Genomic DNA, 14,913 nt, shown 5'->3' on the forward strand with positions numbered 1-14,913 from the left:
TCGCACTGGATTGGGGCAGCCCTCTGCCCCATGTCAGGAAGATGAAACTGTACACCATCGGGTACGAGGGCGAGCCGCAGGCCGCCGTGATCGACAGGCTCAAAACCGCGGGCGTCGAAGTGCTGGCGGATGTCCGAGCGGTGGCGGCGTCGCGACGCGCCGGCTTCTCCAAGACCGTGTTGGGCGCCAGCCTTCGCGAGGCCGGCATCGACTACGTCCACCTGCGTCCGCTGGGCACGCCGAAAGCCGGACGGGACGCGGCGCGCAAGGGTCGAATCAATGAGATGCGTGACATCTTCGCCGGTCACATGGCCGAGCCGACGTCAGAGGCGGCGTTCCAGCAGCTGCGTGAACTGGCGCGCGCAAAGAAGACCGCCCTGCTCTGCTTCGAAGCCGACCACGTCGGATGCCACCGGGCGGTGCTGGCCGAACGGCTGGCGCAGGAGGACGGGTTCGAGGTGGTGAACCTCTAGCCTGTTTCCTTCTCCCCTCGGGGGAGAAGGTGGCCGGCGGAGCCGGTCGGATGAGGGGGCTGTGGCCGCTGACTCGCTATCAACCGAACGGCCTCAAAAACGAGGTTTGGATTCTGTTTGAACGCCTCGTTACCGAAACGGAGGACGACGAACCCCGCTGCCGTGATCCGGGCGTCCCGCGCCGCATCCTCGAACTCTCTCAGGCGATGAACACCGCCATCAAGCTCAATCACGAGCCGCAGCTCAGCACAGAGGAAGTCTACGACAAAGCCGGCCACCGGCGCCTGACGTCTGAACTTTAATCCCTCGAAGCGGCGGCCACGAAGCATGCTCCAGAGAACAGCTTCGGCGCTGGTCGTATCGGAACGTAGCCGGCGAGCGCGCGCCGTCCTGTCCTCCGACTGGTGCATGGGCCGACAGCCCCCTCATCCGCCTCGCTCCGCGAGACACCTTCTCCCCCGAGGGGAGAAGGATCAAGGGTTGTATGTAAGCCTTAAGCCGCCGCCTTCTTGCCCTCGAAGTTCCCGTAGAAGGTCTCGCCCTTTGCGGCCATGTCGCGCAGCAGTTGGGGCGGGGTGAAGCGGGGGCCGTACTGGGCGGCGTATTTGTCGGCCTGTTCGACGAAGGCCTTGAGACCCGTCTGGTCGATCAGGGTGATCGGGCCGCCGGTCCAGGGCGCGAAGCCCCAGGCCAGGATGGCGCCGACGTCGGCTTCACGTGGGTCGTCGATCACACCCTCTTCCCAGCAGCGCGCAACCTCGACCGCCTGACGGTACAGCAGGCGCTGCTTCTGGTCGGCGACCAGCTCGGGCGTCGAGTCGTTGATCGTCACCGGGGCGAGATCGGACAGGCCGGTCCAGAGGGTCTTGGGCCTGGTCTCGTAGTCGTAGAAACCCTTGCCGTTCTTGCGTCCGTAACGGCCCAGATCCTCGACCATCGTCTGCACGATCTTCCAGCCCGGCAGGGGCTCATAGGCGTCGCCGAGATCTTCCTTCGTCTGTCTGGCGATCTTGACCGACAGGTCCAGCGCCACGTCGTCGTGCATTTCCAGCGGGCCGCGCGGCATGCCGGTGGCGCGGCCGATGTTGTCGATCAGGGCCGGGGCGTAACCCTCCTCCAGCATCGCAAGACCCTCGGCCACATAGGTGCCGAAGCAGCGCGAGGTGTAGAAGCCGCGACCGTCATTGACGACGATCGGCGTCTTTTTGATCTTCATCACATAGTCGAGCGACTTTGCGATCGCGGTTTCACCCGTCTTTTCGCCGAGGATGATCTCGACCAGCATCATCTTGTCGACCGGCGAGAAGAAGTGGATGCCGATGAAGTCCTCGGGCCGCACGCTGGCCTCGGCCAGACCGGTGATCGGCAGGGTCGAGGTGTTGGAGCCGAACACGGCGCCGGGGGCCAGCTGGGCCTCGGCGCGCTTGGTGACGTCAGCCTTGATCTCGCGGTTCTCGAACACGGCCTCGATGACCAGGTCGGAGCCCTTGATCAGGTCGTAGTCGGTCGTCGCGGTGACGGAGCCGAGCAGGGCGTCATATTTCGCCTGATCGATCTGGCCGCGCGACAGGCGCTTCTTCAACAGCTCCTCGACGTGGGCCTTGCCCTTATCGGCGGCTTCCTGATCACGGTCGATCAGGATGGTTTCGATGCCGGCCAGCGCCTGCACATAGGCGATGCCCGCGCCCATCATGCCGGCGCCGATGACGGTGACCTTCTTCGGATCAGACTTCGGCACGCCTGCCGGGCGGACGGCCCCCTTGTCCAGTTCCTGCTTGGACAGGAACAGCGACCGGATCATGCCCTGCGCCTGCGGCGTCATCAGGGTCTTGATGAAGTAGCGGGTCTCGATGCGCAGGGCCGCGTCCATCGGCACCTGCACGCCTTCATAAACGGCCTTCATCAGGTTCATGGCGGCGGGGTAGTTGCCGTAGGTCTGCTTGCGCAGCATGGCGTTGCCGACGAGGAAGTTCTGGATACCGGCCGGGTGGTAGGGGCCGCCGCCGGGAAGCCTGAAGGCCTTGTCGTCCCATGGCTGGACAGCCTTGCCGCCGCCCTTGATCCACGCCTTCGCCGCCTCGACCTCGCCGCCGCTGGCGACGACCTCATGCACGATGCCTGCGCCCTTGGCGTCATTGGGACGGAAGGACTTGCCCTCGGTCATGGCGATCATCGCCGGCTGGACGCCGATCAGGCGCGTCAGCCGCTGGGTGCCGCCGCCGCCGGGGAACAGGCCGACCTTGATCTCGGGCAGGCCGAGCTGGATCTTCGGGCTGTCGCCGACCACGCGGTAGTGGCAGGCCAGCGTCAGCTCGAGGCCGCCGCCCAGCGCCAGACCGTTGATCGCGGCCGCCACCGGCTTGCCGCAGGTCTCCAATGCGCGCAGGGCGCCGTTCAGCCGCCAGCCGGCGTCGAATGCATCCTGCAGCGAACCGCCGGTCAGCATGCCCGCCGCCATATCGCCGAGATCGGCGCCGGCGCATAAGCCCGAGGTCTTGCCCGAGGTCAGGACGGCGCCCTTGATGGCGTCGTCGGTCTTCACCCGTTCGACCCACTCGGGGATTTCCTTCATCACGCCCGAGGTCAGGGTGTTCATCGAACGGTTCGGCACATCGAAGGTGATGAGCGCGATGCCGTCGGCGTCGACGTCGATCTTGAAGTTTTCCATGTCGATCAGCTCCCGGATCAGACGCGTTCGATGACAGTGGCGGTGCCCATGCCGCCGCCGATGCACAGGGTGATCAGGGCGGTTTCCTTGTTCGAGCGCTCGAGCTCGTCCAGCACCACGCCGGTGATCATGGCGCCCGTGGCGCCCAGCGGGTGGCCCATGGCGATGGCGCCGCCGCAGACGTTGATCTGGTCATGCGGGATGTCCAGCGCCTGCATGAAGCGAAGGACGACGGCGGCGAAGGCTTCGTTCAGCTCCCACAGGTCGATGTCGGTCTTCGACATGCCCAGCTTGCCCAGCAGCTTGTTGGCCACGAACTCGGGGCCGGTCAGCATGATGGAGGGCTCCGAACCGATCGAGGCGGCGCCGCGAATCTTCGCACGCGGCTTCAAGCCCAGCGCCTTGCCGGCTTCCAGCGAGCCGATGAGCACGCCCGCCGAACCATCGACGATGCCCGAGGAGTTCCCCGGGGTATGCACGTGATTGACGCGCTCCACCTCGGGGTAGCGCTGGTTGATCACCGCATCGAAGGCCATCTCGCCCATCATGGCGAAGGACGGGTTCAGGGCGCCCAGCGTCTGCATGTCCGTATTTGGACGGATGGTCTCGTCACGGTCGAGGATGGTCAGGCCCAGCTGGTCCTTGACCGGCACCACCGACTTCGCGAACCGGCCCTCGGCCCACGAGCGGGCGGAGCGTTTATGGCTTTCGACCGAATAGGCGTCGACGTCGTCGCGGCTGAAGCCCCACTTGGACGCGATCATGTCGGCCGAGACGCCCTGCGGCACGAAATAGGTGGCGAAGGCGCTGGAGGGGTCGACCGGCCAGGCGCCGCCGTCCGAGCCCATCGGCACGCGGCTCATGGCCTCGACGCCGCCGCCTACCGCGAAGTCGGCCTCGCCGGACTTCACCTTGGCGGCCGCCATGTTCACGGCTTCCAGACCCGAGGCGCAGAAGCGGTTGATCTGCACGCCCGCCGTCGTTTGCGACCAGCCGGCGTTCAGCACGGCGGTGCGGGCGATGTCGGCGCCCTGCTCGCCCACCGGCGAGACGCAGCCGAGGATGACGTCGTCGACCTTCGAGGTGTCCAGATCGTTCCGGTCGCGAAGGGCTTCCAGTACCTGCGAGGCGAGGCTGAGGGCGGTGATCTCGTGCAGGCTCCCGTCCTTCTTGCCCTTGCCGCGCGGCGTGCGGACCGCGTCGTAGATGTAGGCGTCGGCCATGGGGTGCGTCTCCAATAAGGACGGATCGGTGGATCGCCACAAACCCTACGTTTACGTCAACGTCAAGTAACGAGTGCGGAGTACGTTCGTCGCCTTACAGAAGCCGGGTCCACAGCGTGGGATACTCGCGGGCGAAGCCATCCGGAGCGACGATGAGTGTTTCGGCATAGCCGGAGGTCGGGGATTCGTAGGCGTAGGTCTCTTTCCCCGTCCGTCGGTATCTCTGGGGCAGGCGCGACAGGCCGCCTTCGTAATCGATCCATGCCGCATGGATATCCGCCGCCTCGCCGATCGCGAGGTCGGCGTGCTTCAGCTGCTGGAGATTGGTGGCGGGCGTGAAGCCGAAATCCAGATGGATCAGCCGGTCCAGTTCGGGCTGTTCGACCCCGTCGAGAGCCCAGCGGCCGTCCGTGAGCGTGATGCGTCGATCCACCGGGTCCTCGCCGATAAAGCCCGTGATCCGTCCGGCGCGGGTGATCCAGCCCGAGGTCAGGGCGACGGCGTAGTCGAGCCGGGCGGGCCGGCCGTCCTGAATCCAGAGCGCCGTCCCGGACAGCCGCCATCCGTCGTCGACCCGATCCAGACGGGCGACGTCGTGGCCGGGGGAGTAGAGGGTGCGCCAGAATGCAACGGTCATGGCGCTCCCTTGCTTGTCCCGGCCCGCTAGCCGACGTAGCCGGCCTGCATCAGCTCGGCGATGTGGACGATCGCCAGCGGGCGGTCGTCCTCGACAACCAGCAGGGTGGCGATACGGTTCTGGGTCATCAGGTCGATGGCGTCGCTCATGCGCGCGTCGGGGCCGATGACCTTGGGGCTGGCGCTCATCACATCGGCGGCGGTCAGGCCGGACAGGTCGCGAGCGAAGGCGCGGCGAACGTCGCCGTCGGTGACGATGCCGGCCAGAGTGCCGTCGGCGTTGAGCACGGCGACGGCGCCCTTGCGGCCTTCGGTGATGGCGGAAACAACCTCGGCGAAGGTCGCGGTCGTCGGGATCACAGCGGGGGTGGGCGGGCGGTCGCCCATCCAGTCGCGGACGCTCTGCAGGCTCATGCCGAGCTTGCCCCCGGGGTGATGCAGGCCGAAGTCCTCGGCGGTGAATCCCCGTCGATCCATGAGAACCATCGCCAGCGCATCGCCCATGGCCAACGTCATCAGGGTCGAGGTCGTGGGGGCCAGTCCGTTGGGACAGGCTTCTGGCGCACTGGGCAGTGTAAGGCATACCGCCGACGACCGGCCGAGGAAGCTGTTCGGCCGCTGGGTGATGCCGATGACCGGGATTCCCTCGCGCTGGCAGTAGATCAGCGGATCACGCAGCTCGCGGCTCTCGCCGGAGTTGGAGATGGCCAGCAGGGTCACGTCCTTGCGCAACATGCCCAGATCGCCGTGGCTCATCTCGGCCGGATGGACGAAGAAGCTGTTGGTGCCGGTGGAGGCCAGCGTTGCGGCGATCTTGCCGCCGATGTGGCCCGACTTGCCCATGCCCGTCACCACCAGATAGCCCGGGCGGGAAAGGACGATGTCGACCGCCCTGGCCAGACTGTCGTCGATCGTCGCCTCAAGCGCCTGCAGCGCCTGGATGTTCAGCCGCGTGACCTCGCGGGCGCGGGCGATCATGGCCGCGGGATCGTCGGGCATCGGCATTTCGCTCATGTGCCGGATTTGGCCCATCGCGCGCGGTTTCACAAATTCCGGCGATGCTGCATCTGCGAAAGAAATGGCCAAGCTGAGGGAAACCGTTCGGCTTTTATGCGTTAGCGGACACATGGGGACGTCCATTTCCGAGCTCGACGCCGTGTCCGCGGCGGCCGACACCGTTTTGCGTTTGCCCGAACCACCGCGCCGACTCCGCCGTCCTTCGCTCTTTCTGGATCTGGACGGCGTGCTGGCGCATCTGGCGGCGACGCCGGACGCCGTGGTGCCCGATGCGGGGCGAACTGCCGTACTGAGGGCCGTGACCGAACGTCTGGGCGGCCGCGTGGCCATCATCAGCGGCCGCACCATCGCCGAGATCGACCGGATCGCCGAGGCCAGCGTTGGCTCTGCATCTGGCGTTCATGGCCTTGAGCGCAGACTCGCGGGCGGAGAGATGCAGCGCGCGGAACCTGCCGAAGCTGTGCGAGACGCGGTCGCCGCCTTCGAAGATTTCGCCCGCACCCGTCCCGGGGTGGTGGTCGAGGACAAAGCCGTCGCCGCCGGCCTGCACTTCCGTGGCGCCCCGGACGCGGCGTCTGACGCCGAGGCGTTGACTCGCCGGTTGGCCGACCAGACCGGGCTCTCGCTGCAACCCGGAAACATGGTCATCGAGCTGAAGACCCCCGGAGCCAGCAAGGGCACGGCCGTAAAGTCCTTCATGGCGGAAGCGCCGTTCGCGGGCGGCACGCCGGTGATGCTGGGCGATGACCTGACAGATGAGCACGGCTTTCAGGCCGCCGCCGATCTGGGCGGTTTCGGCGTGCTGGTCGGGCCGCCGCGCGACACAGCCGCCCGGTACGGCCTGCACGATGTCGAGGCCGTGCTGGCCTGGCTGAGCGCCGTCGAGGAGGACGCATGACCACACCGAACCTCGATCTGGCCCCCATCGGCAACTGCTCCATCAGCGCCCTGATCGACCGGTCCGGCCGCTTCGTCTGGGCCTGCGCCCCCCGCGTGGACGGGGACCCCGTCTTTTCCGCCCTGATGGACGGGACCGATCCGGATCACGGCTTCTGGGACGTCGAGCTCGAGGGGCTGAAGCACGTCAGTCAGGCCTATGTCCGCAACACGCCGGTGCTGCGTACGGTGCTGACGGCCGAGGACGGCGCCTCGGTGGAGATCATAGACTTCGCCCCCCGGCACCCGAAACACAGCCGCACCTACCGCCCGCTGGCCTTCGGGCGGGTGATCCGGCCGCTGGAAGGCGCGCCGCGTATCCGCGTGCGGCTGAGGCCGTCCGCCGACTGGGGCGAGCGCCGCGCGGAGACGACCAACGGGTCGAACCACATCCGCTATCTGTGCACGGACGTGACCTTCCGGCTGACGACCAACTGCCCCGTCTCGCACGTGCTGAACGAGCGTCTTTTCCGGCTTGAGGCGCCGCTGGCCTTCTTCTTCGGGCCCGACGAGGGCTACGATCAGGATGTCCTGCCGGGCGTTACCGCGGCGCTGGATCGCACCGTGGCCTACTGGCAAGACTGGGTGCGCACCCTCTACCTGCCGCTGGACTATCAGGAGGCCGTGATCCGGGCGGCGATCACGCTGAAGCTGTGCGCCTATGAGGAAACAGGCGCCATCGTCGCGGCCCTGACCACCTCGGTGCCGGAGTTTCCCGAGAGCGGGCGCAACTGGGACTATCGCTACTGCTGGATCCGCGACGCCTACTATGTCGTCCGGGCCCTGAACCGGCTGGGCGCGGTGGACCTGCTGGAGAACTATCTCGGCTATCTGCGCAATCTGGTTGACGCATCAGGCGGGGGTCACGTCCAGCCTGTCTATGGCGTCGGTCTGGAAGAGGACATCGACGAGCGGATCACCGAAACCGTCGAGGGCTATCGCGGGATGAAGCCGGTGCGCGTCGGCAATCAGGCGCGCGAGCATCTTCAGCATGACGTCTACGGCCAGATCGTCCTGCCGCTGGTGCAGGCCTTCTATGACCAGCGCCTGCTGCGCCCGGGGACGATCGACGACTTCTACAGTCTGGAGAAGGTCGGCGAGCGCGCCTTCGCCATGCACGATCAGGTCGACGCCGGCCTGTGGGAATTCCGGACGATCGCGCGCGTGCATACCTATTCGTCGGTCATGTGTTGGGCGGCGTGTGATCGACTGGCCAAGGCGGCCGCGCATCTGGGGCTGGACGCGCGCGCGGTGGCGTGGCGCGAGCGGGCCGAAATCATCCGCGCCCGCATCGAGAAGGAGGCCTTCCTGGCGGATGAGGGCCGGTTCGCCGCCAGCTTCGGCAACCGTGAACTCGACGCCTCCCTTCTCCAGATGACCGATCTGGGCTTCCTCGACGCGCTGGATCCCCGGCAGGTCGCCACGTTCAACGCCATCGAGCGCGATCTGAAGAAGGGCCCCTACCTGTTCCGCTACGTCGAGCCGGACGACTTCGGTGAGCCGGAGACGGCGTTCAACTTCTGCACCTTCTGGTTCATCGAGGCTCTTCATCAGAACGGCCGGGACGCCGAAGCGCGCGAGATCTTCGAGGAGATGCTGAGCCGCCGGACCCATGCGGGCCTGCTTTCCGAAGATCTGTCGCTGGGCGACAAGGAGCTGTGGGGCAACTACCCGCAGACCTATTCGCTGGTCGGCATCATCAACTGCGCGGTGTTGTTGAGCCGGTCCTGGACGGACGCACGATGACCGGGTCGTCGACCGGACAGAGGCACTTTTCGCCGGTCACGGGCGTTGCTGCGCCATGAGCCGCCTGATCGTCGTCTCCAACCGCGTATCCGCCCCAAAGGACCCCGCCGAGGGCTCCAGCGGCGGTCTCGCCATGGCGCTGTCCGCCGCTCTGCGGACCTACGACGGGCTGTGGTTCGGATGGTCGGGCGAGACGGTCGAGCATTTCATGCCTGAAGCCAAGATCGAGGATCGGGCCGGCGTCACCGTCGCCCTGGTCGATCTCGAGGCGCAGGACGTCGATGAGTACTATAACGGCTACGCCAACAAGACCCTGTGGCCGCTGTTCCACCACCGTGTCGATCTGACCGCTTACGAGCGGTCGTATGGCGAGGGATATGAGCGGACCAACAACCGGTTCGCCGATGTCCTGGCGCCGCTGATCCAGCCGGACGACATCATCTGGGTGCACGACTATCACATGATCCCGATCGCCCGGGATCTGAGGCGGCGCGGGATCACCAACCGGATCGGCTTCTTCCTGCACACGCCATGGCCGGCGCGGCAGCTGTTGGTCACCCTGCCCCACCACCGCCGGCTGGTGGAGTCGATGTTCGACTACGACCTGATCGGCTTCCAGACGCGGGAGTGGCTGGACCTGTTCCGCGACTATGTGGCATCCGAGCCGGAGGTGCACGGCAAGCTGCTGCCCAACGATGCGCTGGAGGCGTTCGGGCGGACGGTACAGGCGGGGGTCTTCCCCATCGGCATCGACGTCGAGGGATTCATGGCCGCGCGGGACTCGCGTCAGGGCCTGCAGACCTACGACCGCATGGCCGCGTCCTCGGCCTTCCGATCGATGATGGTCGGCGTGGACCGGCTGGACTATTCCAAGGGACTGGAGGAACGGCTGCTGGGCTATGAGCAGTTCCTGCACGACAATCCGCAGATGCGGCGCGACGTCTTCCTGCTGCAGGTTACGCCGATCAGCCGGGACGAGGTCGACACCTATCAGGACATCCGCGCGCGTCTGGACGCGCTGGCGGGACGGGTCAACGGCGAGTACGCCGACATGGACTGGCAGCCGGTCCGCTACCTGAACCGCACCTACCGCCGCGACGAACTGGCCGGGGTCTACCGCGCCGCGCGGGTCGGGCTGGTGACGCCGCTACGCGACGGCATGAACCTGGTGGCCAAGGAATATATCGCGGCCCAGAATCCGGACGATCCGGGCGTTCTGATCCTGTCGCGCTTCGCCGGCGCGGCGGAGCAGATGGGCGAAGCCCTGCTGGTCAATCCATTCAGCCGCGAGGAGCTGTCCGACGCCATCAAACGGGCCCTGACGATGCCGCTGGCCGAGCGGAAACGGAAATGGGAGCTGCTGATGCAGGTGGTGCGGGATACGGATGTGTCCATCTGGCGCGACGACTTTGTGTCTACCCTACGCGCCGTCGAACACCCGATCAGCGGCGACGACCGTCCGGCCGCCGCCGCGTCCGATCAGGCGGCCTGAGCGGCGACAGCCTCGGCGGGCGGCGTGCCGTCCTTTTCCGTCGCGCGAGCGTTGGCCGGTCGCGCCGAGACGCGTTCGAGATAGGCGTCAATCAGGTCGCTCTCGGGCACATATTCCCGACCCCAGGCGAGTGCCGAGGCGATCATGACGTCGACCGCCGTGAACCGCTCGCCCATAAGGTACGGTCCCTTCTCCAGCGCGCCGAGCAGACGCGCCACCGAGGCGTCGTAGCGCTTTTTCGCATCCGGATCGGTCTCGGCCGTGCCGTTGATCTTGCCCCAGAAGGCTGGCTCCATCTCGCCCGCCGTCCACGCCAGCCACGTCACATAAGCTGCGCGCTCCGGAGAGCCGACCGGTGCGCCGAGGTTCGCATTCGGGTGCAGGTCGGTCAGATACAGCGCGATCGCCGCCGACTCCGTCACCAGCGCATCATCATGCAACAGCGCCGGCACCTTGCCGTCGGGGTGCAGGTTGGCGCTGTCGCGGGCGCCTGTGCCGCTCATGGCCCGATAGATGTCGACGTAACGAATGTCATAGTCCGCGCCGATCTCCTCCATCAACCAGACGATGCGGCCCGAACGTGACCAGGGAGCGTGGAACAGGGTCAGCATGGCAAATCTCCGGGGTTGGGGCGGCCCCTCGCCGCCGTCCTGGATTGACTACTGCCATCCTGCTGACAGCATGCTGGCAGCAGTTGTCTGGCAGGATTACTTCATGAGACGCGCGGACAGACTGTTCCAGATCATCCAGGTGCTGCGGCGGTCGCCCAAGGCCATCACGGCCGATGCAATCGCCCTTGAGCTCGAGACCTCCAAGCGGTCGATCTATCGCGACATCGCCACCCTGATGGCGCAGCGAGTGCCGATCCGCGGAGAGGCCGGGATCGGGTATGTGCTGGACGGCGGCTTCGACATGCCGCCGCTGATGCTGACGTCCGATGAGGTCGAGGCGGCCGTGCTGGGGGCGCAATGGGTGGCGGGCCGGGGCGACCCCGCCCTCGCCCGCGCCGCCCGCGACCTGATCGCCAAGATCGCCGCGACTGTTCCGGAAAAGTTGAGACCTGTCCTGCTGGAGCCCGCGGTTGCATCCGCTCCGACGTGGAAGCGCGAGATCGAGACGCTGGACATGTCGAAGGTACGGGCGTGGATCCATGCGGGCCGCAAACTGCGACTCCACTACAGCGACGAGCAGGGCCGCGAGACCACGCGGGTCATCTGGCCCTGTCTGGTCGGCTATCGCGAGACCACGCGCCTGCTGGTCGGCTGGTGCGAAACCCGCGACGACTTCCGCACCTTCCGCACGGACCGTGTCGTCGAGGCGGACTTCCTCGACGACCGTTATCCGGCCCGCCCGGCCGTCCTGCGCGGCAAGTGGTATGCGAAGATGGAGGCCGAACGCTGCGCGTGGGAGGCCGAGCAGGCCGGGGCCACTCAGTAGATTTCAAACAGCCCCGCCGCGCCCATGCCGCCGCCGATGCACATGGTGACGACGCCGTATTTCGCGCCGCGCCGTTTGCCCTCGATCAGCACATGGCCGGTCATCCGCGCGCCCGACATGCCGTATGGGTGGCCGATCGAGATCGCGCCGCCCGAGACGTTCAGCCGGTCATTCGGGATGCCCAGCTGGTCCTGACAGTACAGAACCTGCACCGCGAACGCCTCGTTCAGCTCCCAGATGCCGATGTCGTCGACCGTCAGGCCGTGACGCTTCAGCAGCTTGGGCACCGCGTAGACCGGGCCGATGCCCATCTCGTCCGGCTCGCAGCCCGCCACCGCCATGCCGCGATAGGCGCCGAGCGGCTGAAGCCCGCGCTTCACCGCCTCGCCCGCTTCCATGATGACGCTGGCCGAGGCGCCGTCAGACAGCTGGGACGCGTTGCCGGCGGTGATGAACTCGCCCTGCTGGATCTCCTCGCCGCCGCCGAAAACAGTCTTGAGCGATCTCAGGCCTTCCAGCGTCGTGTCGGCGCGATTGCCCTCGTCCTTCGAGAGCGTGACCTCCTTCGCCGACGCCTGCCCGGTCGCCTTGTCCACCACCTGCATGGTCGTCGTCATCGGCACGATCTCGGCATCCAGACGACCGTCCGCCTGTGCCTGCGCCGTGCGCTGCTGGGACTGCAGAGCGTACTCGTCCTGACGGTCGCGCGAGATGCCGTAGCGGCGGGCCACAACCTCGGCCGTCTCCAGCATCGACATGTAGATGTGGGGCGACAGCTTCAGCAGCTCCTCGTCCTTCATCCGGTACAGGTTCATGTGCTGGTTCTGGACCAGCGAGATCGATTCCAGACCGCCGCCGACCGCCATCTTCTGCTGGTCGAACACCACCTGCTTGGCCGCCGTCGCGATCCCCATCAGGCCCGACGCGCACTGGCGATCCAGACTCATGCCCGGCACGGACGACGGCAGGCCCGCCGCCAGCGCGATCTGGCGGGCGACATTGGTGCCGGTCGAGCCCTGCTGCAGGGCCGCGCCCATGATCACGTCCTCGATCTCCGCCGGGTCGACCCCGGCCCGGGCGACCGCATGACGCACGGCGTGGGCGCCCAGCTGCTGCGCCTGGGTGTCGTTGAACGCCCCGCGATATGCCCGTCCGATCGGGGTGCGGGCGGTGGAGACGATGACGGCTTCACGCATCTTCGATGCCTTTCATTGGGCGCTATGCTCGCGACGCGGTCGCTCGCGGCCAGAGCGCAGGTTAGGCGCCTCACGTGGGGTCAACGCAAGGCGCCGTCTGTCATGCGCCGTGCGCTTTTTGCGCCTTTGTCAGTTCGATCATGCCCTGCGCAGCGCCCATGTCAGGGACAATCTCGTTGGTGCGATCCGAGATTTCGGCGAACCGACCAGCCACCTGTTCGGGCGCATCGTCGCCAGTGATGAAGGCGCCTTGCGTCAGGGTCACATAGGCCCGCTCGAAGCCACCGGCGCCGGCGGCCAGAATGACCCGGCTCGGCGCCGCCTCGCTGACGAGGTGCAGCAGGCCGGGCGTCACCAGCTCCGGCCCAAGCGCCTCCAGCGGCAGGGCGGCGCCGAGGTCTTCTGTCATTCGGGTATGGGCTGTTGGCGCGAGGCAGTTGACCCGGATGTCGTTTTTGGCCCCCTCGATCGACAAGGTCTGCATCAGGCCCACCAGCGCCATCTTGGCGGCGCCGTAGTTCGACTGGCCGAAATTGCCGTACAGGCCCGACGACGAGGTGGTCATGACGATCCGGCCATAGTTCTGCTGGCGCATGATCTCCCACACCGCCTTGGTGCAGTTCACCGCCCCCATCAGGTGCACGTCGACGACGAACCGGAAGTCCTCCAGCTCCATCTTGGCGAAGGTCCTGTCGCGAAGGACGCCGGCGTTGTTGACCAGAATGTCGACCCGGCCCCAGCGCGCCATCGCGGCGTCGATCATGGCATGCACGGCGACGGGGTCGGTGACGGACGCGCCATTGGCCAATGCCTCGCCACCCGCCGCCTCGATCTCGGCGACGACCGCCTCCGCGGCGCTGGCCGAGCCGCCTGTCCCGTCACGCGCGCCGCCGAGGTCGTTCACCACCACCTTCGCCCCCCGGGCTGCGAGAGCGAGAGCGTGTTCCCGACCCAGCCCTCCACCGGCCCCCGTCACGATGGCGACACGATTGTCGAAGTTTGTTTTCATTAACCTAATCCTCGCAAATGCGCGTCCGGGACGCAGGAAACCGGGGTCATCAGCCCAATGTGTTGAAACGGCGCCACAGTCGCCGCAATCCGCCCGATTTGGTGGAACCGGAACCGTACATTGCAGTTTGGCGTCAGGAACGCTCCGTGAAAACGGAGGCATTCGGGCTATTTCAAGAGTGAGGATACAAAGATGAAGGTGAAACTGCTCACCGGCGTCGCTATGGCCGGGCTGTTCGCAGCCGGAGCCGCTGCGGCTGAACCCAACGGCTGGTACGGCGCTGTCGACGCCGGCTGGCACATGCCGGACACCATCGAGGCCAACGGCCTCGAGATCGATTCCGAAGACAGCTGGGCTGGTTTCGGCCGTCTGGGCTACCGGTTTGACCAGAACTGGCGCGTTGAACTCGAAGGCGGCTATCGCGATGGCGGCGACTTCGAGCGTATCGGCGTTCCCGGCAACGCCTTCGGCAGCGTCTGCGCCGTGACGCCGACCACGTCTTGCGAAGCCCCGGAAGGCGATATCTCCGCCGCAACGATCATGGCGAACGTGATCTATGATTTCGGTTCGGCCGATTCGGGCTTCCGTCCGTTCGTCGGTCTCGGCGCTGGAGCCGCGCGGATCAAAACCGACCTGACCGGTGCGCTGGCCGCTAACCGCGCCATCACCGTCGGAATCGACGATTCGTCGACCGAGCTGGCAGCGCAAGCCATCGCCGGCGTTGCGATCGCCCTTGGCGACCGCGCCAACCTGGACATCACGTATCGCTATCTGATGGCCAATATGGAAGCGGAAGGCACCGCCAGCACGGGCGCTTTCGGCCCGCTTGAGGGCGATTACCGCGACCATAGCGTGACCGTTGGTTTCCGTTACTCGTTCGGCGCCGAGCCGGCTCCGCCGCCTCCGCCGCCTCCGCCCCCGCCGCCTCCCCCGCCGCCCCCGCCGCCGCGTCCGGTGACCCCGCCGCCGCCGGCCCAACCGGCGCCGCGTGAGTTCGTGGTCTACTTCGACTGGGATCGCTCGGACCTGACGGCTGAAGCCTCGTCGGTCGTGACGCAGGCCGCCAACTACGCCAAGTCG

General features: G+C 66.7%; 14 protein-coding genes. 6 read left to right on the forward strand and 8 right to left on the reverse strand.

The annotated features are described in order from the left end of the window. Positions 1-41: 41 nt before the first annotated feature. Positions 42-473: a DUF488 family protein gene (locus ACIQC9_RS10435; protein ID WP_400615267.1), complete on the forward strand. Its 432-nt coding sequence runs from the start codon at positions 42-44 to the stop codon at positions 471-473. Here ACIQC9_RS10435 and ACIQC9_RS10440 read toward each other — a convergent pair. The 5 genes from ACIQC9_RS10440 to ACIQC9_RS10460 all read right to left on the reverse strand — a co-directional run bounded on the left by ACIQC9_RS10440 (position 470) and on the right by ACIQC9_RS10460 (position 5,999). Further along, positions 470-883 carry an endonuclease domain-containing protein gene (locus ACIQC9_RS10440; RefSeq protein ID WP_400615269.1) on the reverse strand — a complete coding sequence of 138 codons (414 nt, stop codon included), beginning with the start codon at positions 881-883 and terminating at the stop codon, positions 470-472. The two genes, ACIQC9_RS10435 and ACIQC9_RS10440, sit on opposite strands and share 4 nt — an antisense overlap. An 83-nt stretch (positions 884-966) precedes the next feature. Beyond that, entirely contained in the window at positions 967-3,141 is a 2,175-nt protein-coding gene (locus tag ACIQC9_RS10445) for a 3-hydroxyacyl-CoA dehydrogenase NAD-binding domain-containing protein (protein WP_400615271.1), read from the reverse strand. Positions 3,142-3,158: 17 nt separating this feature from the next. Next, entirely contained in the window at positions 3,159-4,364 is a 1,206-nt protein-coding gene (locus ACIQC9_RS10450) for an acetyl-CoA C-acetyltransferase (RefSeq protein WP_400615273.1), read from the reverse strand. A 94-nt stretch (positions 4,365-4,458) separates the two neighbouring features. Beyond that, positions 4,459-5,001: a putative glycolipid-binding domain-containing protein gene (locus ACIQC9_RS10455; RefSeq protein WP_400615275.1), complete on the reverse strand. Its 543-nt coding sequence runs from the start codon at positions 4,999-5,001 to the stop codon at positions 4,459-4,461. Between the two features lie 26 nt (positions 5,002-5,027). After that, complete coding sequence (locus ACIQC9_RS10460; RefSeq protein WP_400615277.1) at positions 5,028-5,999, reverse strand: SIS domain-containing protein; 972 nt, start codon at positions 5,997-5,999, stop codon at positions 5,028-5,030. Between the two features lie 127 nt (positions 6,000-6,126). Here ACIQC9_RS10460 and otsB point away from each other — a divergent pair, with 127 nt between their 5' ends. From otsB to ACIQC9_RS10475, 3 genes are read left to right on the forward strand one after another with little or no spacing between them, the layout of a single operon-like run. Continuing rightward, entirely contained in the window at positions 6,127-6,915 is a 789-nt protein-coding gene (gene otsB / locus ACIQC9_RS10465) for a trehalose-phosphatase (RefSeq protein ID WP_400615280.1), read from the forward strand. Continuing rightward, positions 6,912-8,699 carry a glycoside hydrolase family 15 protein gene (locus tag ACIQC9_RS10470; protein WP_400615282.1) on the forward strand — a complete coding sequence of 596 codons (1,788 nt, stop codon included), beginning with the start codon at positions 6,912-6,914 and terminating at the stop codon, positions 8,697-8,699. Before otsB ends, ACIQC9_RS10470 begins: the two co-directional genes overlap by 4 nt. Positions 8,700-8,754: 55 nt before the next feature. Then, positions 8,755-10,191 (forward strand): trehalose-6-phosphate synthase, encoded by a 1,437-nt coding sequence (locus tag ACIQC9_RS10475; protein WP_400615284.1) that lies wholly within the window; start codon positions 8,755-8,757, stop codon positions 10,189-10,191. Here ACIQC9_RS10475 and ACIQC9_RS10480 read toward each other — a convergent pair. Further along, positions 10,179-10,802 (reverse strand): glutathione S-transferase family protein, encoded by a 624-nt coding sequence (locus ACIQC9_RS10480; protein WP_400615286.1) that lies wholly within the window; start codon positions 10,800-10,802, stop codon positions 10,179-10,181. The genes ACIQC9_RS10475 and ACIQC9_RS10480 overlap by 13 nt on opposite strands. Before the next feature lie 103 nt (positions 10,803-10,905). On the opposite strand from ACIQC9_RS10480, the gene ACIQC9_RS10485 reads away from it, so the two are divergent. After that, on the forward strand, positions 10,906-11,628 hold the full coding sequence (locus ACIQC9_RS10485; RefSeq protein ID WP_400615289.1) for a helix-turn-helix transcriptional regulator: 723 nt from the start codon (positions 10,906-10,908) through the stop codon (positions 11,626-11,628). Here the strand turns inward: ACIQC9_RS10485 and ACIQC9_RS10490 are convergent. Both ACIQC9_RS10490 and ACIQC9_RS10495 read right to left on the reverse strand, forming a co-directional pair. Next, a complete protein-coding gene (locus ACIQC9_RS10490; protein ID WP_400615291.1) occupies positions 11,622-12,824 on the reverse strand; it encodes an acetyl-CoA C-acyltransferase in 1,203 nt (400 codons plus the stop codon). The genes ACIQC9_RS10485 and ACIQC9_RS10490 overlap by 7 nt on opposite strands. A gap of 100 nt (positions 12,825-12,924) precedes the next feature. Continuing rightward, positions 12,925-13,833: an SDR family NAD(P)-dependent oxidoreductase gene (locus ACIQC9_RS10495; protein ID WP_400615294.1), complete on the reverse strand. Its 909-nt coding sequence runs from the start codon at positions 13,831-13,833 to the stop codon at positions 12,925-12,927. 192 nt (positions 13,834-14,025) lie between these two features. On the opposite strand from ACIQC9_RS10495, the gene ACIQC9_RS10500 reads away from it, so the two are divergent. Then, the coding region (locus tag ACIQC9_RS10500; protein ID WP_400615297.1) for an outer membrane protein at positions 14,026-14,913 on the forward strand (888 nt) is incomplete at its 3' end.

It is taken from the genome of Brevundimonas sp. NPDC092305, assembly GCF_044755415.1.
Classification (GTDB): domain Bacteria; phylum Pseudomonadota; class Alphaproteobacteria; order Caulobacterales; family Caulobacteraceae; genus Brevundimonas.

Bases quoted from the DNA above. Each gene is read 5' to 3' on its own strand.
- ACIQC9_RS10435 (WP_400615267.1), top strand. From the start codon at position 42: ATGAAACTGTACACCATCGGGTACGAGGGCGAGCCGCAGGCCGCCGTG.
- ACIQC9_RS10440 (WP_400615269.1), bottom strand. From the start codon at position 883: ATGCACCAGTCGGAGGACAGGACGGCGCGCGCTCGCCGGCTACGTTCC.
- ACIQC9_RS10445 (WP_400615271.1), bottom strand. From the start codon at position 3,141: ATGGAAAACTTCAAGATCGACGTCGACGCCGACGGCATCGCGCTCATC.
- ACIQC9_RS10450 (WP_400615273.1), bottom strand. From the start codon at position 4,364: ATGGCCGACGCCTACATCTACGACGCGGTCCGCACGCCGCGCGGCAAG.
- ACIQC9_RS10455 (WP_400615275.1), bottom strand. From the start codon at position 5,001: ATGACCGTTGCATTCTGGCGCACCCTCTACTCCCCCGGCCACGACGTC.
- ACIQC9_RS10460 (WP_400615277.1), bottom strand. From the start codon at position 5,999: ATGCCCGACGATCCCGCGGCCATGATCGCCCGCGCCCGCGAGGTCACG.
- otsB (WP_400615280.1), top strand. From the start codon at position 6,127: ATGGGGACGTCCATTTCCGAGCTCGACGCCGTGTCCGCGGCGGCCGAC.
- ACIQC9_RS10470 (WP_400615282.1), top strand. From the start codon at position 6,912: ATGACCACACCGAACCTCGATCTGGCCCCCATCGGCAACTGCTCCATC.
- ACIQC9_RS10475 (WP_400615284.1), top strand. From the start codon at position 8,755: ATGAGCCGCCTGATCGTCGTCTCCAACCGCGTATCCGCCCCAAAGGAC.
- ACIQC9_RS10480 (WP_400615286.1), bottom strand. From the start codon at position 10,802: ATGCTGACCCTGTTCCACGCTCCCTGGTCACGTTCGGGCCGCATCGTC.
- ACIQC9_RS10485 (WP_400615289.1), top strand. From the start codon at position 10,906: ATGAGACGCGCGGACAGACTGTTCCAGATCATCCAGGTGCTGCGGCGG.
- ACIQC9_RS10490 (WP_400615291.1), bottom strand. From the start codon at position 12,824: ATGCGTGAAGCCGTCATCGTCTCCACCGCCCGCACCCCGATCGGACGG.
- ACIQC9_RS10495 (WP_400615294.1), bottom strand. From the start codon at position 13,833: ATGAAAACAAACTTCGACAATCGTGTCGCCATCGTGACGGGGGCCGGT.